General features: G+C 41.7%; 18 protein-coding genes, 1 tRNA gene and 1 riboswitch. Of the genes, 2 read left to right on the top strand and 17 right to left on the bottom strand.

Annotated elements, in window-relative coordinates:
* Window positions 1-326 precede the first annotated feature (326 nt).
* The 5 genes from D3P96_RS04415 to guaB all read right to left on the bottom strand — a co-directional run bounded on the left by D3P96_RS04415 (window position 327) and on the right by guaB (window position 4,430).
* Window positions 327-398: transfer RNA gene (locus D3P96_RS04415), tRNA-Gly, on the bottom strand.
* Window positions 399-475: 77 nt separating this feature from the next.
* Window positions 476-1,528: a tRNA preQ1(34) S-adenosylmethionine ribosyltransferase-isomerase QueA gene (queA, locus tag D3P96_RS04420; RefSeq protein ID WP_124943180.1), complete on the bottom strand. Its 1,053-nt coding sequence runs from the start codon at window positions 1,526-1,528 to the stop codon at window positions 476-478.
* A 6-nt stretch (window positions 1,529-1,534) separates the two neighbouring features.
* Complete coding sequence (gene ruvB, locus D3P96_RS04425; RefSeq protein WP_124943181.1) at window positions 1,535-2,542, bottom strand: Holliday junction branch migration DNA helicase RuvB; 1,008 nt, start codon at window positions 2,540-2,542, stop codon at window positions 1,535-1,537.
* Window positions 2,543-2,556: 14 nt separating this feature from the next.
* Window positions 2,557-3,153, bottom strand: coding sequence for a Holliday junction branch migration protein RuvA (gene ruvA / locus D3P96_RS04430; protein WP_124943182.1), 597 nt, complete (start codon window positions 3,151-3,153; stop codon window positions 2,557-2,559).
* A 122-nt stretch (window positions 3,154-3,275) separates the two neighbouring features.
* A complete protein-coding gene (guaB, locus tag D3P96_RS04435) occupies window positions 3,276-4,430 on the bottom strand; it encodes an IMP dehydrogenase (RefSeq protein WP_124943183.1) in 1,155 nt (384 codons plus the stop codon).
* A 63-nt stretch (window positions 4,431-4,493) separates the two neighbouring features.
* A riboswitch (purine riboswitch) is annotated at window positions 4,494-4,592 on the bottom strand.
* 158 nt (window positions 4,593-4,750) lie between these two features.
* Between guaB and D3P96_RS04440 the strand changes: the two genes are divergently transcribed.
* A complete protein-coding gene (locus D3P96_RS04440; RefSeq protein ID WP_124943184.1) occupies window positions 4,751-5,986 on the top strand; it encodes an MFS transporter in 1,236 nt (411 codons plus the stop codon).
* Window positions 5,987-5,999: 13 nt separating this feature from the next.
* Here D3P96_RS04440 and D3P96_RS04445 read toward each other — a convergent pair whose 3' ends face one another.
* From D3P96_RS04445 to uvrC, 4 genes are all read right to left on the bottom strand, one after another.
* On the bottom strand, window positions 6,000-6,647 hold the full coding sequence (locus tag D3P96_RS04445) for a DUF1361 domain-containing protein (protein WP_124943185.1): 648 nt from the start codon (window positions 6,645-6,647) through the stop codon (window positions 6,000-6,002).
* A gap of 16 nt (window positions 6,648-6,663) precedes the next feature.
* Window positions 6,664-7,335 (bottom strand): YigZ family protein, encoded by a 672-nt coding sequence (locus D3P96_RS04450; protein WP_124943186.1) that lies wholly within the window; start codon window positions 7,333-7,335, stop codon window positions 6,664-6,666.
* 128 nt (window positions 7,336-7,463) lie between these two features.
* Entirely contained in the window at window positions 7,464-8,771 is a 1,308-nt protein-coding gene (obgE, locus tag D3P96_RS04455) for a GTPase ObgE (protein ID WP_124943187.1), read from the bottom strand.
* A 93-nt stretch (window positions 8,772-8,864) separates the two neighbouring features.
* Complete coding sequence (uvrC, locus tag D3P96_RS04460) at window positions 8,865-10,649, bottom strand: excinuclease ABC subunit UvrC (protein ID WP_124943188.1); 1,785 nt, start codon at window positions 10,647-10,649, stop codon at window positions 8,865-8,867.
* Between the two features lie 162 nt (window positions 10,650-10,811).
* On the opposite strand from uvrC, the gene D3P96_RS08470 reads away from it, so the two are divergent.
* Window positions 10,812-10,943, top strand: coding sequence for a hypothetical protein (locus tag D3P96_RS08470; RefSeq protein ID WP_280524490.1), 132 nt, complete (start codon window positions 10,812-10,814; stop codon window positions 10,941-10,943).
* A gap of 62 nt (window positions 10,944-11,005) precedes the next feature.
* Here the strand turns inward: D3P96_RS08470 and D3P96_RS04465 are convergent, their stop codons facing one another.
* From D3P96_RS04465 to glyS, 8 genes are all read right to left on the bottom strand, one after another.
* Window positions 11,006-12,241: an ABC transporter permease gene (locus tag D3P96_RS04465; RefSeq protein WP_124943189.1), complete on the bottom strand. Its 1,236-nt coding sequence runs from the start codon at window positions 12,239-12,241 to the stop codon at window positions 11,006-11,008.
* A complete protein-coding gene (locus D3P96_RS04470) occupies window positions 12,241-13,140 on the bottom strand; it encodes an ABC transporter ATP-binding protein (RefSeq protein WP_124943190.1) in 900 nt (299 codons plus the stop codon). Before D3P96_RS04470 ends, D3P96_RS04465 begins: the two co-directional genes overlap by 1 nt.
* A 79-nt stretch (window positions 13,141-13,219) precedes the next feature.
* On the bottom strand, window positions 13,220-15,988 hold the full coding sequence (locus D3P96_RS04475; RefSeq protein WP_124943191.1) for an FtsK/SpoIIIE family DNA translocase: 2,769 nt from the start codon (window positions 15,986-15,988) through the stop codon (window positions 13,220-13,222).
* A gap of 15 nt (window positions 15,989-16,003) precedes the next feature.
* Entirely contained in the window at window positions 16,004-16,519 is a 516-nt protein-coding gene (locus D3P96_RS04480; RefSeq protein ID WP_124943192.1) for a tRNA (cytidine(34)-2'-O)-methyltransferase, read from the bottom strand.
* A gap of 115 nt (window positions 16,520-16,634) precedes the next feature.
* Entirely contained in the window at window positions 16,635-17,831 is a 1,197-nt protein-coding gene (locus D3P96_RS04485; RefSeq protein WP_124943193.1) for an AI-2E family transporter, read from the bottom strand.
* Window positions 17,832-17,852: 21 nt separating this feature from the next.
* A complete protein-coding gene (locus D3P96_RS04490) occupies window positions 17,853-18,887 on the bottom strand; it encodes a lactonase family protein (protein WP_124943194.1) in 1,035 nt (344 codons plus the stop codon).
* Between the two features lie 138 nt (window positions 18,888-19,025).
* Complete coding sequence (locus D3P96_RS04495; protein ID WP_124943195.1) at window positions 19,026-19,973, bottom strand: TerC family protein; 948 nt, start codon at window positions 19,971-19,973, stop codon at window positions 19,026-19,028.
* 175 nt (window positions 19,974-20,148) lie between these two features.
* Window positions 20,149-22,230, bottom strand: coding sequence for a glycine--tRNA ligase subunit beta (glyS, locus tag D3P96_RS04500; protein ID WP_124943196.1), 2,082 nt, complete (start codon window positions 22,228-22,230; stop codon window positions 20,149-20,151).
* Between the last annotated feature and the right edge of the window lies 1 nt (window position 22,231).

Raw genomic sequence — 22,231 nt, forward strand, 5'->3', positions numbered from 1 at the left:
TCATATCTGAGCAAGCTCTTCAAATCAGTTGGACCACAAAGCGTTCGACTTGCATGTATTAGGCACGCCGCCAGCGTTCATCCTGAGCCAGGATCAAACTCTCATTTTGTACTTACTCCATAAATGAAGAAAGGTTTCAAAAGCTTGATATTACTCAATTTTTCTTTTTGTTGTTTAACAGATTGTTAAACGAATTTACTAGCGAATTGACTTCGCAAATGTTTGCACCAAATAAATTTGGTGACCCTACACATTTGTTTATATCGAAACGATATTCAGTTTTCAATGATCTACTTATTAATTTTGATATTGAAAGCAAAATTAAAAGCGGACGACGGGAATCGAACCCGCATTCCCAGCTTGGAAGGCTGGAGCACTAGCCATTGTACTACATCCGCAAAACTATTATCTGTTGCCGAACAACAAATAATAATATACCTCGTTTTCAAAAAAGTGTCAACACTATTTTTGAATTTTATTTATAAATGTACATCGCATCTCCAAATGAGAAGAAACGGTAACGTTCATCAATCGCATGTTGATAAGCATTCAAGATGTGTTCACGTCCTGTGAAGGATGCAACTAACATCACTAAGGTTGATTTAGGTAGATGGAAATTAGTAATAAARGCATCTACCACTGTCCACTTGTATCCGGGACGAATAAAGATGTCAGTCCAGCCAGAATCCGCTTCGAGCTTACCGTCAAATTTTGACCCAATCGTTTCTAGCGTTCGAATTGAAGTCGTTCCTGTGGCAACAATACGACCACCATTAGCATGGACTTCGTTCAATGTATCAGCTGCATCTTGAGACAATTGGTAGAATTCAGAGTGCATTTTGTGATCGTCCAGGTTCTCTTCTTCAACAGGACGGAATGTCCCCAGACCAACGTGCAAAGTCAATTCAACAATTTTGACCCCCTTCTCTTCTACCTTTTGTAGTAGTTCAGGTGTCCAGTGTAATCCAGCCGTTGGAGCTGCTGCCGAGCCGTTCACTTTTGAATAAACTGTTTGGTAACGCTCTTGATCATCAAGCTTTTCTTTAATGTATGGTGGCAATGGCATTTCACCGAGTTCCTCAAGAATCTCTAAGAAGATACCATCATAATGGAATTCAACCATACGACCACCATGCTCAAGCTCTTCCGTCACGACCCCCTCAAGCTTACCATCACCAAAATCAATCTTTTGACCAACTCGATACTTTTTTGCGGGCTTAATCAACGTTTCCCAGACATCACCATGATCTTGACGCAAAAGTAAAACTTCAACGTGCCCCCCTGTATCTGGTCGAATGCCATATAAACGCGCTGGCAATACACGTGAATTGTTCATCACAAGTGCATCCCCAGGATTAAGATAATCAATAATATCGTAGAAATGCTTGTCTTGCATATCACCTGTTTCCGCGTTCATGACAAGTAAGCGTGATGTATCACGATCCTTTAGCGGGGTTTGGGCAATAAGCTCTTCGGGTAAATCATAATCAAAATCATCTAATGTGTAATTTGGAATTTCTTCAGTCATACTATACTACTCCTTGTTTGGGTATGGAATATGCAAATGTTCATAGGCAAGTGGGGCAACTTGACGTCCACGTGGTGTTCGTTGAATAAACCCAATTTGCAAAAGATACGGTTCATACATTGACTCAATGGTTTCGACTTCTTCACCAATGTTAGCTGCAATCGTATTAACACCAACTGGTCCACCATTATAAAAATCAATCATGGTATGGAGGATTTTATGATCAATTTGATCTAATCCCATCTTATCAACCTTTAGCAATTTCAAAGCATAATCAACGGTTTCATCGTTAATTTCACCAGCACCATCAACAATCGCAAAGTCACGTACACGCTTCAATAATCGGTTCGCAATTCGCGGTGTTCCCCGTGAACGACGCGCCAACTCGTACGCACCTTGCTCAGAAATGCTTGTACCAAATACATCCGCTGAACGTAAAATAATGGTTGCAAGTTCATCAGTATTATAATACGCCATATGCTCAACAATGCCAAAACGATCGCGTAATGGTTGCGAAAGCATCCCTGCTCGCGTTGTTGCCCCGATTAATGTGAAGGGCGGCAATGGAAAATGAACAGGATGGGCCGTTGGACCTTCACCTACGATAATATCCACATAAAAATCTTCCATCGCCGAATAGAGCATTTCCTCAACCGGTTTTGGTAAACGATGGATTTCATCGATGAAGAGCACATCCCCTGCATTTAGCTCATTCAATAAGGCCAGTAAATCACCTGATTTTTCAATAGCTGGTCCGCTGGTCGTACGAATCCCCACGCCCATTTCATTGGCAATCACCATGGCTAAAGTGGTTTTCCCAAGTCCTGGTGGTCCATAAAGCAACACATGGTCCAAGGCTTCCTCACGTGTTTTGGCCGCTTGAATATAAACATTTAAACGTTCTTTGAGCGGTGCTTGACCGATATACTGGTTTAGCGTTACCGGTCTAAGTGACTGCTCAAATGATTGCTCAGCGTCTTCGGCTGAGGCATCATGCATGATATCTTCAGTCATGTGTTACTTCTTTCTTATTGTAATAATTTAAGTCCTGCACTCACATACGCTGCGGTATCAGCCAAAGACTCATTTTGCAGTTGTTTTTCAATGCGCTTCAAGTCCTTTTTTGCATAGCCAAGCGCTTCAAGTGCCTGTAAAGCCTCATCCAAGTCAGATCCTGATTTGGGCTTTGGGACATCTAATTCAAATTGATCCATTTGCGTTTGGAAAGGTAATTCATCGACTTTATTTTGCAAGTCTAAAATAATTTGTTGCGCTGTTTTCTTCCCAATACCTGGAAACTTTGTCAAAAATGTGACGTCGTCATTGACAATGGCCTGTACCAACCCTGTATGATCACTGCTTGCTAAAATGGCTAGCGCTGATTTTGGACCAATTCCTGAAACTGCTAAAAGTTTTTGAAAGAGTGTCTTCTCATCAAGTGTTTGGAAACCATAAAGGGTCTGTTCGTTGTCGCGTACAATTTGTTCAACGTATACAGTGGCCACTTGTTGTTCAGTGAATGCAAACGGATTAGCAGTTACAATCCGATAACCGACTCCAGCAACATCGACGACGATGTAACCAGGCATAATGGCAGTAATCATGCCTTTAAGATATTCAAACATGTCCCCTGTACCTCGTTTATTTGATTTGTGTCTGTACTATTATAGCAGAAATTAAGTTAAAACGAAGATACATTTCATGTTGGCATTAAAAAAGTCCCGGTCAATTGACCAGGACTTTATCATTAATCACGACTATAATTTGGAGCAGCTTTTGAAATTTGAACGTCATGTGGATGACTTTCAATCAAGCCAGCATTTGTAATTTGGACAAAGCGACTCTTATCAATTAGTTCATTGATATCTGCGGCACCAGTATAACCCATACCAGAACGCAACCCACCAATGATTTGGAAAATAACGCCATCAAGTGAACCCTTGTAGGCAGTACGACCTTCAATTCCTTCAGGAACCATCTTGTTGGCTTCATTCACTTCACCTTGGAAATAACGATCCTTTGACCCGTTCTCCATTGCAGCGATTGATCCCATACCACGATATGACTTAAATTGGTGCCCTGTTGCTTCATCGGTAATTACTTCACCAGGTGCTTCTTCAGTTCCTGCAAGCATTGACCCAAGCATCACAGCATTCCCACCGGCAGCAAGGGCCTTCACGACATCTCCTGAGAACTTCAAACCACCATCAGCGATAATCGTCTTTCCTTCCTTAACAGCAACTTCCGCTGCATCAAGAACGGCAGTTAGTTGTGGGACACCCACACCTGCGACAACACGTGTTGTACAAATTGAACCGGGACCGATTCCAACCTTAACGACGTCAACCCCAGCATCATAAAGGGCTTGGGCTCCCTCACCAGTTGCAATATTTCCAGCAATAATATTTAGGGCTGGGAAGGCTGAACGAATCTCTTCAACTTTGCGTAAGATACCATCAGAGTGACCATGCGCTGAATCCAACACAATGGCATCAACACCAGCTTCAACAAGGGCTTCAACACGCTTGATTGAATCTGAAGTCACACCAACAGCTCCAGCAACAAGTAGATGGCCTTCAATATCAGTAGCAGCTTGTGGGAAATTACCGTAATCAACATCGGCTTTCTTAACCTTAGCAACTTCAGCGGCTTGTTGTTCGATTAACATATTCTTATGTACGACACCCAAACCACCAAGTTGAGCCATGCGAATAGCCAAACGTGACTCAGTCACTGTATCCATCGCTGCAGAAAGCACTGGAATGTTCAACTTTAATGATGGGGTTAGTTCAACTGAAAGATCCACATCGTTTGGCAAAACGTGTGATTCAGCAGGTACCAACAATACATCATCAAAAGTTAAGCCCAACTTAGTTACCTTATCTGTACTTGAAAACGTCATAATTTCCTCCATGTGATTGAAACTATAAAAAAAGCATTTCTGGATACAAGTATCCACAAATGCAAGGAAATTGCATTTGCGGATTGTCGCCATTTTTGGAAGGCGGTAGAAACTTGTTAGCCATTTTCTAACAATTAAATCTGCAAACAAAAAACTTTTTCTATATCTGTTAACAATATGTCTTTTTGAATATGATACACGGTCTTAAATTTTTTTCAAGAACTTTAAGCGGATTTGCTGTTAAAAAATTCGCAATCTAAAATAAATCGGCATATACTGAAGATATTTTCTGAACACGCTTGTGAAAGGAAGTAGACATCATGCAAATCATTAAGACCAAGTTGGCGCAATTTCCAACCTGGCAAAGAAATCTTTATGTACTATGGTTTGGCGTTTTTATGATGGGGATTGGTTTTAGCGAGGTCTTACCATTTATGTCACTTTATGTTGACACGCTCGGCCATTTCACCGCCAAACAACTCTCTTTTTATAGTTCCCTCACTTTTTCTATTTCATATCTAACAACGGCCTTATCCTCTCCTTTTTGGGGGAAATTAGCTGATACTAAAGGACGTAAGCTAATGTTATTGCGAGCCTCACTTGGTATGGCGATTGTCTATGCTTTGATGGGTTTGGCAACGAACGTATGGGTCTTAATCGTCTTGCGCGGTATTCAGGGCTTGTTGGGTGGCTTTGTTTCAAATGCCAACGCCATGGTTGCAACGCAAACCCCTAAGGAGCGCTCAGGCTATGCAATGGGGGTCCTCGTAACAGGAATGACTTCCGGACAACTGCTAGGTCCCTTCATTGGTGGTACATTAGCTAGTTTTGTGAGTTATCGCGTCGCATTCTTCATCACTGCTATCATCTTCACAATTGTCTTCGTGCTTGTTTTGACCTTAGTTAAAGAATCTTTCACGCCGGTTGCAAAAGCTGATACACTTTCATTTAAACAAGTGTTACATCTTTTACCAAACGCAAAACTAACTTTTGGGCTCTTCACCACGACGATGATTATTCAAATGGCTAACTTCTCAATTAGTCCCTTCATTGCGTTATTCGTGCGCCAAATTAATACAACCGGTTTACCAACCACATTTTTGGCTGGGCTGGTCACTGCAATGCCAGGTATCGCAACACTATTTGTGGCAAAACGCTTTGGTGTGCTGGGTGATCGCATTGGTACTGCTAAAATGATTATGATTGGCTTTTTAATTGCCTTCTTGTCTCTGGTCCCAACAGCTTTTGTCACAACGATTTGGCAACTCATCTTCCTCCGCTTCTTAATGGGGATTTCCAATTCTACGATGATGCCAGCTGTGCAAACCCTCTTAACTAAAACCACGCCAAGTGCAATTACCAGTCGCGTTTTTTCATATAATCAATCATTTCAATCAATGGGGTCTGTTTGCGGGCCCCTGCTTGGATCTTTAGTAGCAACCCATTTTGGCTATCGCGGTGTCTTCATTGCCAGTGCAATCTTGGTCGCAATGAACGCCGGTTGGTTCTCACAAATTTCAAAAAGTTTACATGTACAAAAAAAGGCTGGTCATTAATGACCAGCCTTTTTTATAGTTTCTTCAACATCGTATAAATCCCAAATAGCATCATTTCCAAACACGTGAACAAAATCAAAAAATGCAGTGTAAATCCGTGGTCTGTGACCAACGCATAATTTAAGGACTTGAGCACGCGAATCGGTTCTGTTAATACGTGCCATGAATTCAAACGTAAGTACCGACCGAGATAAATGCCGAAAGCACTTATCACGGAAAGTCCGCCATAATAAAGCACTGATAGCCACCAAGCCGAATTCTTAATCAAGGCATACCGCATTTGGTAGGCACTTTCGAGACCAAAGAAAGCCCCCAAGAAAATACCAGCTGTTAAAATGACATAATTAAGTACCTGATAAATTCCCGTTAAATCAACACCAACTGCCTGTAAATGAATATAATCAGTCAGCATATAGAGTGTGTTTGGGTAGAAGAGTAGCCAAACTAGGGCAACTCCAAGTAAAAGCCATTTTGAAACATGGTCTTGCTTTAAGTAAATATATAACCAGGCTAAATCAAATGGAATAACCGCAAGAAACAGGTTCCAAATCAAAAAACGACTAGGCGTTGGCAATTGCGTAATGACCAACATTAAAGCAATCAAAATAAGATGAATGACGATGATTCGCCACATTTTTTGATTTTTTATATCCACTTGCATGAGTTAAACCTCTTTCTTATTTTAGGGATGCCGTTTTGGCGGAGATATCTCGGGAATATGGTCGTTCCACCACTCGCTCTGCGCCAACCGTGATGTTAACCTTTCCAGCTAGCTGATCTTCAACTGCCTGTGTAAAGTCGTCAATCGATTCAGTTGGTACCCCAACTGTTAAAACAACATCCGTTTGATAGTCTGTTGCGAGAATTTGATAACCCTGTTGTTCAAGCCAATACTTAATTGTTTCAAATTGACTGTAAGCCACCGTGACCATGACTTCTTGTTGTTGGACAAGTTCAACCAATCCAACATCAGCAATGCCTTCTGCAACTGTCCCGGCATAGGCACGAATTAACCCACCCGCACCTAATTTAATACCACCAAAATAACGGGTCACAACGGCGACAACATTATGTAACTGATTGTTTTTTAGAACTTCAAGCATTGGGACCCCCGCCGTACCGGCCGGTTCGCCATCGTCCGAATAACGTTGGATTTCATCATGTTTTCCAAGCACATACGCCCATACATTGTGGTTCGCTTTACGCTCTTGCTTTTTAATTTCAGTAATAAATGTTTGTGCCTCATCCTCATCTGCGACTCGCGCAATATGTAAAATGAAACGTGATTTTTTGATATCTTGTTCAAACATTGCTGATTGCTGTGCAATCGTTAAGTCAAGTTCAACCATACGCTTCCTCCCTTAAAACGCCTTAAAATTAAATATCACCAATTTCAATCGCATTTGTTAAACCCCATTGTACACAATAAAACCGCTGATATAAAGCGGTTGCTCGCTTATACCAACGGTTTGTTGATTTATTCTTCGTACTCGAACTGGAAGTCTAAGATTTGAACTGTGTCCCCATTCTTAGCACCCGCATCATGCAAGGCCGCATCGACACCCATCTTACGCATCACACGTGCAAAACGCATTAATGATTCCGTAAAGGCCGTGTTTGTTCGACGCATAATATCTTCAATTTCATCACCATAAACAATCCACAAGTCATCTTCGGCATGGTCAATTTGGAATGCAGGTTGATCATCCTTAAATTCATACATGGTTGTTTCTGATTCTGGTTCCATCCCCTTCGCAATGAATTGTGGGGTCACATCCAATAGATCCGCCGTACGACGCATCAAAGGTTGGACACCTTCACGATTCAACGCTGAGATTGGCATGATTTCAATATCATCAGCGACTGTTGGATCAGCAGCAAGCTTTTGCTTGAACTCAGCCAAAGTTTCCTCTGCATCAGGCATATCCATCTTTGTTGGCACAATAATTTGTGGACGTTCCAACAAGGCAGGGTCATAAGTTTCAAGTTCACTGTTGATTGCCTTGTAAGCCTCATATGGATCGTTATCAGGATCAACCCCTGACATGTCAATCATATGCAAGATAACACGCGTACGTTCAACGTGCCGTAAGAATTGAATTCCGAGTCCCACACCATCAGATGCACCTTCAATCAAACCAGGTAAGTCCGCCATGACAAAATCACGACCATCGTCTAATTGCACCATACCTAAGTTTGGAACAAGGGTTGTGAAATGGTAGGCGGCAACTTTTGGCTTCGCTGCTGTCACAACTGAAAGAAGCGTTGACTTCCCCACTGAGGGAAATCCAACTAATCCAACATCTGCCAAGACGCGTAATTCTAATTGAAGTGAGAATTCTTGACCTGGTTCACCGTTTTCAGCAATTTCTGGAGCAGGATTCTTTGATGTTGCGAAATGAATATTTCCACGACCACCACGACCACCTTCGGCGACGACTAATTCTTGACCTGGTTCAGTTAAATCAGCCACAATCTGTCCAGTTTCCGTGTTGGTAACGGTTGTTCCTTCAGGAACTTTAATAACCAAATCCTCAGCTGAGCGCCCAGTCATCCCCTTTGTGGCACCGTTTTGGCCAGGCGTCGCCTTGAAATGAGTCTTATAACGAAAATCCATCAATGTTCGCAATCCTGAGTCAACTTTCAAAATGACTGAACCCCCGTGACCACCGTCACCACCAAAAGGACCACCCATATCCACATACTTTTCGTGTCGGAAAGAGACGACTCCGTCGCCACCCTTTCCGGCTTTTACATTAATTTTTACTTGGTCGACAAACGCCATCGTTCATGACCTCACTTTCTTATTTTACAAACTGCAATAAACCGTAATCTTCAGTATAAATTAAAATGTTCACGATTGCTAGTCACTTCCCCTTTAATCTTGTCGGGCTTGCAAGGAAATTTTGATATTTTGAATGACCTTATCGGATAGCCCGAGTTCTTTTAACTCTTCATCCGGGGCATTCGCAATTTTTTTAAGGGACCCAAAATGGGATAGTAGCTTTTGTCGCGTTTTCGGCCCAACACCATTTATTTCGTCTAACTTCGACGCTAACGAGTTCTTTGACCGTAATTGTCGATGGAACGTAATCGCAAACCGATGGACCTCATCCTGGATTCGTTGAAGTAAGAAGAAGCCTTGTGATTTAGGATCTAGATGGACATGGGGTGCCCCATCTTCTTTCAAGAGATCAGCAGTCCTGTGTTGGTTATTCTTCACCATGGCGGCGACTGGAATTTCCAGACCCAACTCATCTTCAATCACTTCTTTAGCAGCATTCAATTGAATCTCACCCCCATCCATTAAAATCAGATCAGGCAAAGTATCATGTTCTTTCAAAAGACGTGAATAGCGGCGACGAATCACCTCCATCGTTTCGGCACGTTCATCAGCGTGGGCGACAGTCTTGGTTTTATACTTGCGATAGAGTTTCTTATTGGGGACCCCATCCTCAAACACAACCATGGCTGACACCATTTCTTCACCACTCAAATGTGAATGGTCAAACGCTTCAATACGATGAATTTCAGGAATGTTAAGTGCATCAGCAATCTCTTGCATGGCTCCATTGGTCTTCTGCTCGTTCATTTCCATCAAACGAAATTTTTCTTCCAGCTCAATTTTGGCATTTTTCTCCGCCAAATCCATTAAGGCCTTTTTCTCGCCACGTTGCGGTGTTTTAACTGAAACACCCAGTACGTCAGCAATCGCTTTTCGGTCCACTACTTTGGGCACAAGAATTTCTTTTGGCAAAATAGCATTTTTTCGATTGTAGAATTGCAGGATAAAACTGGTTAACTCTTCACCCGCATCATCAACCACGGCGAACAAGCGCTTCTCGCGTTTCATCAATCTCGATTGGCGAATAAAGAAGACTTGAACTGATAACCAACCCTTATCCATGTAAAAGTTGATTAAGTCACGCGGTGTCCCATCATTGGAGATAATTTTTTGTTTTTCAACTGTGGTGTTAATAAACTTTAGTTGATCGCGAAGATCGGCTGCGCGTTCAAATTCCAATTGTTCAGAAGCATCGTTCATCCGTGCTTCAAGTTGTTTGGTCACATTTTTGGTGTCACCATTCAAAAATGATTGAATGTGCTTAATCTGTTCCGCATATTCTGATTCAGGTACTTCTCTAAAACAGGCCCCCAAACATTGCCCCATGTTCGCGTACAAGCACGGCCGCCCTTGGTAGCCATTACAGCGACGAAGCGGATAGACTTTTTGCAAGAAATGCACCGTCTCTTCCGCAGCATAGACATTTGGATAAGGCCCAAAGTAATGGGCACCATCTTTTTTAACTTCACTCACCAACATAATTTGTGGGTCACGTTCATTCGTAATCTTAATATAGGGGTAGCCGGTCCCCCGCTTTAATCGAATGTTATAATATGGCTGATATTTTTGAATCAAAGTCACTTCGAGTAACAATGATTCTTTTTCAGAACTGGTGACAATGTAGTCAAAATCGGCGATATTCCGAACCAATTCAGCTGTTTTACCCGTATGCTCACTTTTAAAATATGATCGTACTCGGTTTTTTAAATTTTTAGCTTTCCCGACGTAGATAATCTTACCGTTAATATCTTTCATTTGGTAAGAACCTGGTAAGTCTGGCAAAAGCGCTAGTTTTTGTTCAATATGTTCAGAAGCCATAACGACCTCCTTCCGCTCAAAATGATTATATCTATTATACACCTTTTCACGGGGTTTATCGGTTAAACATTCGGTTTAACTAAACTTTTTGTTCATTCATTTTTAAGGCTAAAAGTGCTACACTTGTCTCAACACGATTTGTCAGAAGGGAGCGTACTATTTATGGGACTACTCACACGCCGTAAGGATGAACTTGGTAAAAAAATGGATGCCACTTTCCAAATTCCAGATTTGGATGATGATAATAACGCCAAGGATTTCTTGAACAAGAAAAACAAGACCGACAAGAAATAAGGTCTCATCAAAAAACGCCCGAACTGCTATTGAGCAGTTCGGGCGTTTTTTATTGATTGCAATTAGTGGGACTTGAACAACCCTTTCAAACTAAGCAAGGCAGCTTTGGTTATATTGCCTTCACGATAAGTTAGGACATTACGCTTATAGACGCGTAACCCATACTTTGACAAGAAGTAAAGGGCAACAACCTCCAACACTAACGCAATTGCTGCTTGGGTTATGGTTGCATACTGTAACCCTAAACGAGCGGGCATCAGTGTTTGAGACACAAATGGTACATAAGACAAAACATTCAAAAAGACATTATGCGGTTGTCCATTTAAGACAAAGGTTAGAATATATCCAATTAATGAAAGGTATGTCACCGGTGCAACAGCCTGTTGCACCTGACTCAAGTCATTCACCATAGCGGCAATGATTGCGGTCAAAACCATGTACAAGAAGATTGACACAATGACGATTAACATGGTCATCAAGGCAAACGACCAATCAATTCCCTGAAGCATATCCAAGGCATTTTTAAGTTGACGAATTTTAGGTAACCATACGCTAGCGATGACGCCAAGTACAATGTAGATTGCGCCATGCAACAAAGCTAATAGCCCAATTCCACCAATTTTTCCAAAGAACTGAACGCCTGGAGATGTTGCTGCCAACAAAATTTCCATAATCCGCGATGATTTTTCATTCGCAATTTCTTGGGCGATCATCCCCACATACGAGGTTAGAAACATAAAAATCAAAATTCCTAGAGCAACAGCAACAGCATAATTTGCTCTGCTACTATTTGCTCCGTCTTTATTTACCCCTTTTTGGCTCTGCACATGCGTATTGATTTTTGGCGGCGTCATCAACTGCTGCAAAGTCTTGTCACTAACGTGTAGGGCCTGAGCCTGTTTGACCGTGTTATATTGCGTTAAGGCACTTTGCAGTGTCTTTTCATCAATGGATTGTGCATTTGCTCGTTTTGTTAAGGTAAATTGTTGTTCATGTTCTACAAGCACTGCATCTATTTTTTCATCAGCCAAAGCTTTGTTAGCAGTGCTGGATTTGGTATACCCTTTGATATCAGCATCCAACTGATGTTGATCATCTAAGTAGTGTACCAATGCCTGATTTTGTACGACACCAATTTTTGGCGCTGCATTATTCTGGGTCGCTTGCACAATAAAACTAATACCAGCAATTGCAGCTAAAATTAAGATTGGCGTTAAAACAAGTAACCAGTAGCCTACAGTTTTTAAACGATTCACAAAGGTTTGTCGAATAACAATTCCAAGTTGTTTTTTTTGCATTATTTCACCTCACCTGCTGCGACTTCACGCCTAAAGATGGCATCTAATGTAGGCGGTTCTTGCGCAAAGGCAGGAATATAACCAGCTTGTGTTGCAATCTCAAAGACAGTTTTACCAGCTTCTGGATTAGACAAATGTAACAAGCGTCCATCGCCTTGCGTTTCAATTGAGGCCACACCATCAATCGAGGCTAAAATATCTGTTGGTGTAGGTGCCTCCAAATATAATTCTGTCCGACCAAAGCTCTCCCGAATTTCTGTAGGAGCGCCTTGAAGAACTGTTTCGCCATGTCGTAACATCGTCAATTGGTCAGAAAGTTTCTCAACACCTGCCATATCATGTGAACTAAAGATAATCATCGCCCCTTGTTGCTTAAGGTTCAAAATCTCTTGCATCATCAATTCCGTATTCACGGGATCTAAACCAGAAAATGGTTCATCCAAAATCAAAAATGTTGGATTAAAAATCACCGTCGCAATTAACTGGATTTTTTGTGCATTTCCCTTTGATAGACTTTGAACTTTATCTTCAGGTTTTCCCACTACGTTGAGGCGTTTCATCCAATCACGTAAAGCGATGCGCGCATCTGCGCGTTTCATACCATGTAATTCTGCAAAATAAAGGACTTGATCTTCAATACTCATCTTTTGATACAAGCCACGTTCTTCTGGGAGAAAACCGAGTTTTTGACGCTTTTCGGCCGTTATTGGCCCCCCATCCCAGGTTACCGAACCACTTGTTGGATCAATAAAATCCAGAATCATGCGAAAGGTTGTTGTTTTACCGGCACCATTTTGCCCAATCAACCCCATCACTTCACCCGGTTCAATTTGCATACTTAAATGACTGACTGCCGTCTTGTCACCAAATTGTTTTGTTAGATCATTTATTTCTATCAATGTCCCTGTCTCGATTCATTTATATTAACCAAATTATAGCAAAACGGACGTGATGAATAAATCATCAACGCCCGTTTTTTTAATTTTGACTTTGTCGCTTGAGGTTAGGTAACATCTCTGCCGTGAAATTAATCTCACGTGGCTTTGATCCATTTTGCGGACCAATGAGACCACGGTCAGACATGTCATCAATAATCCGACCAGCACGATTATAACCAATTTTGAAATGACGTTGAATTGAAGAAGTAGAAGCTCCACCAGCGCGGAGTACGAATTCTAAGACTTCATCCCACAGTTCATCAAGTTCATCGGCACCACCGTTTTGACCTGACTCCAGTGATTGCACTTCAGCATCAGACACGGTCATATTTTCATCATACTGAGCTTCACCTTGGTCCTTAATGAAATCAGTCAGATTTTCAACATCTTCATCTGAAATAAAGGCTCCCTGTACACGTTGTGGACCACTTGCCCCAATTGGCGCAAATAACATATCACCACGTCCAAGTAACTTTTCAGCTCCATTTTGGTCCAAAATCGTTCTTGAGTCGACTCCTGAAGAAACTGCAAACGCCATCCGTGAAGGCACATTAGCTTTAATCAATCCAGTAATGATATCAACCGATGGTCGTTGCGTGGCCACAATCATGTGGATTCCTGCAGCACGTCCCAATTGTGCAATACGCACAATTGCATTTTCAACGTCGCCTGACACTGAAGAGGTCATCATCAAATCGGCCAATTCATCAATCACGACAACGAGGTATGGCATTGACTGCAAAACAGTTGAAGGATCTTTAGCGTTTTGTTTTTCAACATATCGATTGTAGCCATCCATGTTCCGGACACCAGCATCAGCTAAGAGCTTAAAGCGACGGTCCATTTCTGCCACCACTTTCTTCAAACCAAGTGACGCCTTTTTGGGATCTGAAACTACTGGTGTAATCAAATGTGGAATATCATTATAAACTGATAATTCAACCTTCTTTGGATCGACTAACATCAAACGCACTTGGCTCGGCTTTGCTTGCAATAAGATTGACGCCAAAATACCATTAATTGCAACTGACTTACCAGAACCAGTTGATCCGGCAATCAATAAATGCGGCATCTTTGTCAAATCCATTTTAACAACGCCACTCGTTACACCCCGTCCAATTGGGACAGTCAAAGGATGCTTGGTATCAATCCCAGCTTCCTCAACCATATCCTTGAAACCAACCGTTGCTTGTTGATCATTGGCCACTTCAATTCCCACGACATTCTTACCAGGAATTGGTGCTTCAATTCGCAGTGATTTAGCCGATAGTGAAAGGGCCAAATCATCTGCCAAATTCTGAATTTTTGAGACTTTCACACCAACGGCTGGTTTAATTTCATATTGGGTAACAGTCGGTCCTAAGACCACTTTTTCAACCGTTGCATTGATATGAAAACTCTTCAGCGTTTCATGTAAAATGCGCGCCTTTTCATTTAGCGCATCGCGTTCTGCGGATTGATCAGTTGATCCAATTTCCGTCAAAAGATCTGGTGAAGGCAATTGATAATGCGCATCATCAATAACGGTTCCCAACCCACTAGCATCAACATCTTCAGTTGGAACTGATTTCGTCGATGGTTCAACGTGTCCAACATCACTTTGATGGGCTTGCGTTTTCGGATTCGTTTGACTGTCATTGTGACCAACCACATCGGCATGGGTCAGTGGCATATCTAAATCAGCATCACTTACATCTTCACCATAGGTGACTGGTTCAACTGCAGCATCAGGGCTTTGAATGACCTGATTGGCATCAAAATCGCTCACCGAATCATATGCATCTTGTGGCGCATCACGCTCTTGTGGCAGTGGTGGTACCTCATCTGGTAAACCATCAGCAAATGGCGTTGGCATCGTAAAGTCATCATCCACTGTCGCCGTAGTTGCGGTTTCTTGTGGTTTCGCTTCCGGAGCAACAATTTCAGGCATCTTAAATTCTGCACTTGTTGCTTCAACACCATCTCCATCATCAACTTGATGGTCATCTAACTGACCAACCGAGGCATCCGGTAATTCGGGTGGTTGGCTTTGGCTGCCCGCACCAAATGGATCGTCATTGAAAACGTCCGTCATTGCGTGCTTTTGGCGTTCCTTGAAATCAGTCACCTTTTCAGTAACCGTCTCATGGACATTGTTGGCCTTTACCTGGACATAATCGCCCGTTCCTTCAGCTAAATTGAAGAAATTATCAAAAACTTCACGGACCGGCACATTGAATGTAACAATCACACCGATCACAATCAGTAAGATCGCCACGAGCCATGCCCCGAAATTCCCCAATAAAAGATGACTGACTTGATACAGTGCCGCTCCCAGCACCCCACCACCCACTGGTGTTGAGACTGCTGCATTTGCCATATCCTGATTGATATAGTCGCTGACATGTGTAATAAAATCAGTATGAATATTCATTTTTGAAAACAATAGAATCGATCCTGATAAACATAAGCCTAAATAAAACATGGCGAAACCGATATATTGATTTTTTTTAATTTTCTTTGGCCATTGATTGTAAGCAATCACCACCAAAAGTGGCACAAGTAAAATCACTAGGAAAAGTTGGTAACTTCCGCCGACAAACCAGCGGATAACGTTAGCAAAAAACTTTCCCAGTAATCCAACTTTAAAAATCGCCAACACTGACAATAAGCTAAAGACGAGCGCCGTCAGCTGTGGCCAATGTACGGCCAGCCAACTAGTTTGCTTTTTCTTAGTTGGTCGCTTTTTTTGCCCCGACTTAGTAGCTGGCTTACGCGGTGTTTTTGACTTGGATGCTTGCTTTGGCCGACTTTGTTTTGTTTCAGCCATAATGCCTCCCTTCGGTTATTTTAATTTGTCATAATCATAATCGAACGTTAAATCAAGACCGTTAAACTGTTGTTGGCGTAGTGCTTCATAAATCACAATCGCAGCAGTATTAGCAAGATTCAATGAACGAATATGGTCATCATTTTGCGGGATACGTAAGGCTTGATCAGCATGCTTACGCATAAAAGGTTCCGGTAAACCGGTTGTCTCCTTCCCAAACATGAAGTAGTAATCATGGTCTGGGTCCGTATAATCAGCCTGATGATAGGCGCGAGGGGCAAACTTTGAAATTAAAAAGAGTTCATCTGAGTCCTTTAGACTTTCCATAAATGCAGGTAAATTTGGATGAATCTCCAAATCAACTGTATCCCAGTAGTCTAACCCTGCTCGCTTAACATGTTTATCATCTAAATCAAAGCCAAGTGGTTCGATTAAATGTAATTTTGTATTTGTTCCCGTCGCTGTGCGGGCAATGTTACCAGTATTTGCTGGCATTAATGGTTCAAATAAAACAATATGATTCGTACTCATAAAACTCCCCTGCTTGCCTTTTTTAATGGCTTTTTATTTCTACTTTAAACAAAAATTATAGCACGAACTAATTAAAGTTCGTGCTATAATCCTAAATCTTATTAAAGACTTTACTCTAGTTACTGTGCTTACCTGGACTAGCCTCTGTTGGCTGATCGGTTTGCGCATCGTCATCATCGTCAAATAGTCCCGAAACTTGACGCCACCAACTATATAGTTTTGTTACAAGGACTTTCAAAACCGCATAACCCGGAATTCCAAGAATCACACCTGGTAAGCCAAACAAGTTCCCGGCTGATAGCAAAACCACTAAGACCGTGACCGGATAAATTTCTAAAGAATCACCTAATAACTTTGGTGAAATTACGTGTCCTTCCAAAATTTGTTCAACTGCGAAAACCAATACGGCTTGTGCAAACATCATTGGTGAAACCGACAAGGCAACCCCCAATGCTGGTAACATCGCCAAGAACGATCCAATATATGGAATTAAATTGAATAGACCAGCTAACAAAGCCAAGAACAAACCATATGGCAAGCCAATAATGGTAAATCCAATTCCAAACATAATCATAACTGCAAAGGCAACTGATAGTTGTCCACGGATATAATTTGAAATTTGACTGTTAATATCCTTTAGCGTTTGTTGGAATGAACTTTGGGCCCGCTTTGGGAAAAAATGGGTTAGATATTTTGGCAAACGGTGTCCATCTTTAAGCATATAGAACAAGATCACAGGGAAAGTCACCAGACTAACCCCAATTTTCGTAATTGACCCGACTAAGCTTGAAACGCTACTAAAGCCCTTTTTGGCATAGTCACTAGATGAACTTTTAAACCAATGCGTTAAATCATCGTTCAACTCATTCACAATTGAATTCAATTGTGGATACTTATTCCCCTTTAAGATTTCATCCGAAACCTTGGTGAAACTATGCCAATAGTTAGGCACGTTTTCAACGAAACTTCGGACTTGACCACCTAGCCATGGAATAAATACTGCTAATCCCCAGATTAATAAGCCGATTAACGCAATAAAAATCATTGCAATAATCCAAGTCCGTTTCAATTTCGTTTTATCATCTAGCATATCCACTAATGGATTTAAGAAGTAATAAAAAACACCAGCAATAATAATGGGCGTTCCCACTGCTGCAAAAATTACTTTAAGGGGTTCAAAAATAAAACTTACTTTTGAAACCATAAAAATAATAATTAACAAAAGTAATACCACCAATAAAGTGGTCACTGTTTTATTATTTAAAAACCAGCGATAAAACCATGAATTTTTTTGATTTGGGTTTGCGTCCATTAAATCTTGCTCCTCAACATGTTATTTCACAAAGACAACACGTACGGGTTCGGGTACTTGAATATCTTTTTCTTGTAGTGTCAATCGACCTGTTTCCGTATCACGTTGGTAAACGGTCGCATTGTCAGTATTTTGATTTGTTGCAATCACATAGCGTTCGTTTGGTGACAAGGCAAAGTCACGTGGGAAGTCCCCTTCTGTTGAGATCAATTGAATGCGGCTATCAATTGATCCATCGGCCTTAACTTGGAAGACAGCAATTGAGTTGTTTCCACGATTGCTTGTGTAAATGAAGCGATTATCTGCAGAGACATAAATTGCGGCTGCACCATTATGTTCCGTCCAGTCAGCTGGCTTAGTTGACAAGGTTTGTACTAAGTCAAATGTCCCAGTTGCAGCATCATAGTTCAATTCAGAAAGTTGTGATGACAACTCACCCAAGAGGTATGCTTTCTTGCCATCTTGACTAAAGCGAATATGACGAGGTCCAAAACCAGCTTCAGTTTCAAATACTGCAACTTGTGATAACTTTCCAGCTTCAGAAACGTCAAACGTGTAAACCTTATCTGATCCCAAGTCAACCGCGACAAGACGATTATCTGGCGTTAGGTTAGCAAAATGCATGTGCGGACCATCTTGCTCTGGACGAGGTCCTGAACCAACAGCTTGGAAGGCGTCAGTTTGTGTCAATGTCCCGTCAGTCGCAATCCTATACACTTCAACTGTTCCCTTGTGGTAGTTGGCTGTGTAAAGCAATTGACGTGCTTCATCAACGGCAACATAAGCTGGTGATGCCCCATCTGCTAACACTTCTTGCTTCAACTTTGCTGTTGCACCAGCTGCATCATAATCATAAACGGCAACGCCACCTTGTCCATCTTGTTTATCAACGGCATAGAGCACATTCGCGTCACTGACTGCCAAGTAAGTTGGTGAACCAATTTCAGCGATTGCTTCAACGTTTGACATCTTACCAGTTTGTTCGTCAAAATCAGCCTGATAAATCCCCTTTGAAATGCGCTTCGTATAAGTTCCAAACAACATTTTTTCTGCCATTGCTCTGTCCTCGCTCTTTTAACGTATTATATTAAACTCTTTTTCCTACAGCAGATATTATAGCATATTTTCGACATTTACACGTCATTGCAGAAAGCGATTGCATAAAAAAAGCACTCATCACTGAGTGCTTCTATTTTAAGCTTGTTTTTCTTCACGCCGTGACACAATAATTGATGCCACAATCGCAATCGCTAATGAACCTACAATCACTGCCAACGACAGGATATTTGAAATTTGGAATGATGATCCCATCATCTTGCTAACTTCATTGACAATCATTTTTACCCCAATAAACGCTAGGATGCCAGCTAAGGCGTACTTGATATAGCGGAACATTGGGAGAATACTTGCGAGCGCAAAGTACAATGAACGCAAACCCATGATAGCAAAGATATTTGATGTTACAACGATAAAGGTATCTTGCGTAACCGCCAAAACAGCCGGAATCGAATCAACCGCAAATAACAAATCAGAAGCTTCAATAAACAACAAAGCCAATAGGAACTGTGTCGCGTATACTTTACCATTTTCTTTGACTAAGAAGTGTGGCACGGTGACATCTTCTTTAATCGGCAAGAACTTGCGGAATAGCTTAATCATACCGCTATCGTTCAAGTCCTGTTCACCTTCTTTTTCGAAGAACATTTTGACCCCTGTATAGACCAAGAAGGCTCCGAAAATGTACATCAACCATTCAAAGCGATGTAACAAAGCTGCTCCACCGAAAATGAAGATCACACGCATCACCAATGCGCCAAAGACTCCCCAGAACAAAATCCTGTGTTGATACTTTGGTGCAATCTTGAAATAACTAAAGACCAAGATAAAGATAAATAAATTATCAATACTCAATGATTTTTCCAAGAGGTAGGCGGTAATAAAGTCAACAGCCGGAGCTTTTCCGCCAAAATACCAGACACCCCCCGCAAAGACAAAGGCTAATCCAATCCAAAAGGCACTCCATAGTAGTGAAGACTTAACTGATGGTTCTTCGTCTGACTTATGAAAGACACCCAAATCAAGTGCCAACATCACCATGACAAAAACAAAAAATCCAATCCAATAACCAATACTTACTTCCAATTTAAAACTCATCTTTCTTTAAAGGACACAAGGAATCTCCACAATTATTCCTAACAAATTTCATTATACATAGATTTTAATGTGATTAAGTTAAACTTACTTGTCAAGAGATTACATTTAGGTAACAAAAAAAGTAGTATCACCCTAATGGCATACTACTTTTAAATTGAAAGTTTTACTTGCTTTTAACGTCTAATTCCATGAAGTTTGCAACACGTTTTGCTTGTTGTGAAACAACTTGTAGCGTTGCCAGACGATTTTGCTTAACGGCATCATCATCAACCATAACCATTGTTTGATCAAAGTAAGCATCGATTTGAGGTGCCAAGGCCAAAAGGTCTCCCAATACAGCATCTGTTCCAGTCGTTGTTGCGACCGGTTGCACAGCATTGTATAGATTGGCCTCAGCTTCGTTTTCAAACAAAGCTGCATCAACAGTTGCATCTGTTGGGTTCTTGGTCGTCAGACGCATAATTCGCGTCAAACCTTCAACCCCATCACGGAAGTTAGCATCATCAGTGTGTGCCAACAAGGCATCTGCTGAATCAAACATTTGCGTTGTGCTTGTAAAGTCATTCTTAGTAACTGCATTGATGACATCACGACGGACACCGCGATCTTGGAGTTCCTTGACTACACGATCAGTCAAAAAGTCGATAACTGAGCTGACGCTGGCAGTTAAGTTAGAAGCCACGGCTTCAGGCAAGCCTAAGGTATCATGACGCTCAACAATTTGCGCAACGAATTCGTTCAAAATCGCATCAATGTCCAAATTCCACTCATTGTCAGCCAAAATTGCCACAATTCCTGATGCTGCACGTCGCAAGGCATAAGGGTCATTTGAACCTGATGGAATCATTTCACCAGCAAAGAATGACAAGATCGTATCCAGCTTATCAGCTAAGGCCAAAACCTTACCTAAGTCACTTTCTGGCAAAGCGCCACCCGCATTAATTGGCATGTAATGTTCACGAATTGCTTGTGCAACTTCGGGTGTTTCCCCAAAGATTAAGGCGTACTTCTCACCCATAATCCCTTGCAACTCATCGAATTCACCAACCATACCCGTCATCAAATCAAACTTGTAGATTGCTCCGGCGCGTTCAAGCAAAGCTTGTTGTCCATCATCAAAGTTTAAGTCGTTAGCAATCAAACGTGCAATGACCGTGGCACGACGAGTGTGATCATAAACTGATCCCAACTTAGCGTGGAATGAGACATGAGTCAACTTCTCGTTGTAGTAGTCGATATCGTGCTTTTGATCTTCTTGGTAGAAGAATAAGGCATCCTCAAGACGTGCGACCAACACCTTTTCATTTCCCGCAATCACATTATCCATGTGCTCGGCATTTCCGTTTCGTACAGAAATGAAGTGTGGCAACAAGTCCCCGTTTGCATCCGTTACGTGGAAGAAACGTTGGTGTTCCTTCATTGACGTAATCAATACTTCATCAGGCAATGACAAATACTTTTCATCAAAATCACCTGAGAAAGCAGTTGGATATTCAACCAAGTTATTCACTTCTTCGAGCAAATCAGCATCGGCAACAATTTGCCAACCATTTTTTGCGCCGATTTGGGCGATTTGGTCTTGAATGGCATCCTTACGTGCTTGTGCATCTGCTTGGACATAAACACTGGCCAAGGTATCAACGTAATCGGTCGCAGTCGCAATATCAGCATCATGCCCTAAGAAACGGTGTCCACGCGTTGAACGTCCAGCCGCAACATCCAAGATATTGAATGGCACAATCGTATCATCTAGTAATGACACAACCCAACGAATTGGACGAACATATTCAAAGCTGTGACGACCCCAACGCATTGTCGTTGGGAAAGTCATCGCTTCAACAACGTCCTTAACACCCGTCAAAACTTCGGCGGCTGGCTTACCCGCATCAAACTTTGTCACATAGATATATTCGTTACCCTTGAATTCTTTAAAGGTAATATCATCAGTCGTCAAACCTTGTCCACGAACAAAGCCTTGAGCAGCCTTAGTGTAGTTACCGTCAGCATCTAAGGCTGCCTTTTTGGCAGGTCCCTTGACTTCTTCTTGGAAATCATCAGCCTTTTGCGCTACATCTTCAACCAACACTGCCAAGCGACGTGGTGTTGAAAATGGCTTAATCGCACCATGTTGAAGACGTTCTTCATTTAAGAAATTCTCCATACGCTCAACGAGTTGATTCATCGCTGGTGTGACCAAATGTGCGGGCACTTCTTCTAACCCAATTTCTAATAAGTAGTTAGCCATG

The organism is Weissella viridescens (assembly GCF_003862435.1).
GTDB lineage: Bacteria > Bacillota > Bacilli > Lactobacillales > Lactobacillaceae > Weissella > Weissella viridescens_A.

What these genes read in the sequence shown, in the direction of transcription:
- ruvB (WP_124943181.1), bottom strand. Translation starts at nt 2,542, where the DNA reads ATGACTGAAGATATCATGCATGATGCCTCAGCCGAAGACGCTGAGCAA.
- ruvA (WP_124943182.1), bottom strand. Translation starts at nt 3,153, where the DNA reads ATGTTTGAATATCTTAAAGGCATGATTACTGCCATTATGCCTGGTTAC.
- guaB (WP_124943183.1), bottom strand. Translation starts at nt 4,430, where the DNA reads ATGACGTTTTCAAGTACAGATAAGGTAACTAAGTTGGGCTTAACTTTT.
- D3P96_RS04440 (WP_124943184.1), top strand. Translation starts at nt 4,751, where the DNA reads ATGCAAATCATTAAGACCAAGTTGGCGCAATTTCCAACCTGGCAAAGA.
- D3P96_RS04445 (WP_124943185.1), bottom strand. Translation starts at nt 6,647, where the DNA reads ATGCAAGTGGATATAAAAAATCAAAAAATGTGGCGAATCATCGTCATT.
- D3P96_RS04450 (WP_124943186.1), bottom strand. Translation starts at nt 7,335, where the DNA reads ATGGTTGAACTTGACTTAACGATTGCACAGCAATCAGCAATGTTTGAA.
- obgE (WP_124943187.1), bottom strand. Translation starts at nt 8,771, where the DNA reads ATGGCGTTTGTCGACCAAGTAAAAATTAATGTAAAAGCCGGAAAGGGT.
- uvrC (WP_124943188.1), bottom strand. Translation starts at nt 10,649, where the DNA reads ATGGCTTCTGAACATATTGAACAAAAACTAGCGCTTTTGCCAGACTTA.
- D3P96_RS08470 (WP_280524490.1), top strand. Translation starts at nt 10,812, where the DNA reads ATGGGACTACTCACACGCCGTAAGGATGAACTTGGTAAAAAAATGGAT.
- D3P96_RS04465 (WP_124943189.1), bottom strand. Translation starts at nt 12,241, where the DNA reads ATGCAAAAAAAACAACTTGGAATTGTTATTCGACAAACCTTTGTGAAT.
- D3P96_RS04475 (WP_124943191.1), bottom strand. Translation starts at nt 15,988, where the DNA reads ATGGCTGAAACAAAACAAAGTCGGCCAAAGCAAGCATCCAAGTCAAAA.
- D3P96_RS04480 (WP_124943192.1), bottom strand. Translation starts at nt 16,519, where the DNA reads ATGAGTACGAATCATATTGTTTTATTTGAACCATTAATGCCAGCAAAT.
- D3P96_RS04485 (WP_124943193.1), bottom strand. Translation starts at nt 17,831, where the DNA reads ATGGACGCAAACCCAAATCAAAAAAATTCATGGTTTTATCGCTGGTTT.
- D3P96_RS04490 (WP_124943194.1), bottom strand. Translation starts at nt 18,887, where the DNA reads ATGGCAGAAAAAATGTTGTTTGGAACTTATACGAAGCGCATTTCAAAG.
- glyS (WP_124943196.1), bottom strand. Translation starts at nt 22,230, where the DNA reads ATGGCTAACTACTTATTAGAAATTGGGTTAGAAGAAGTGCCCGCACAT.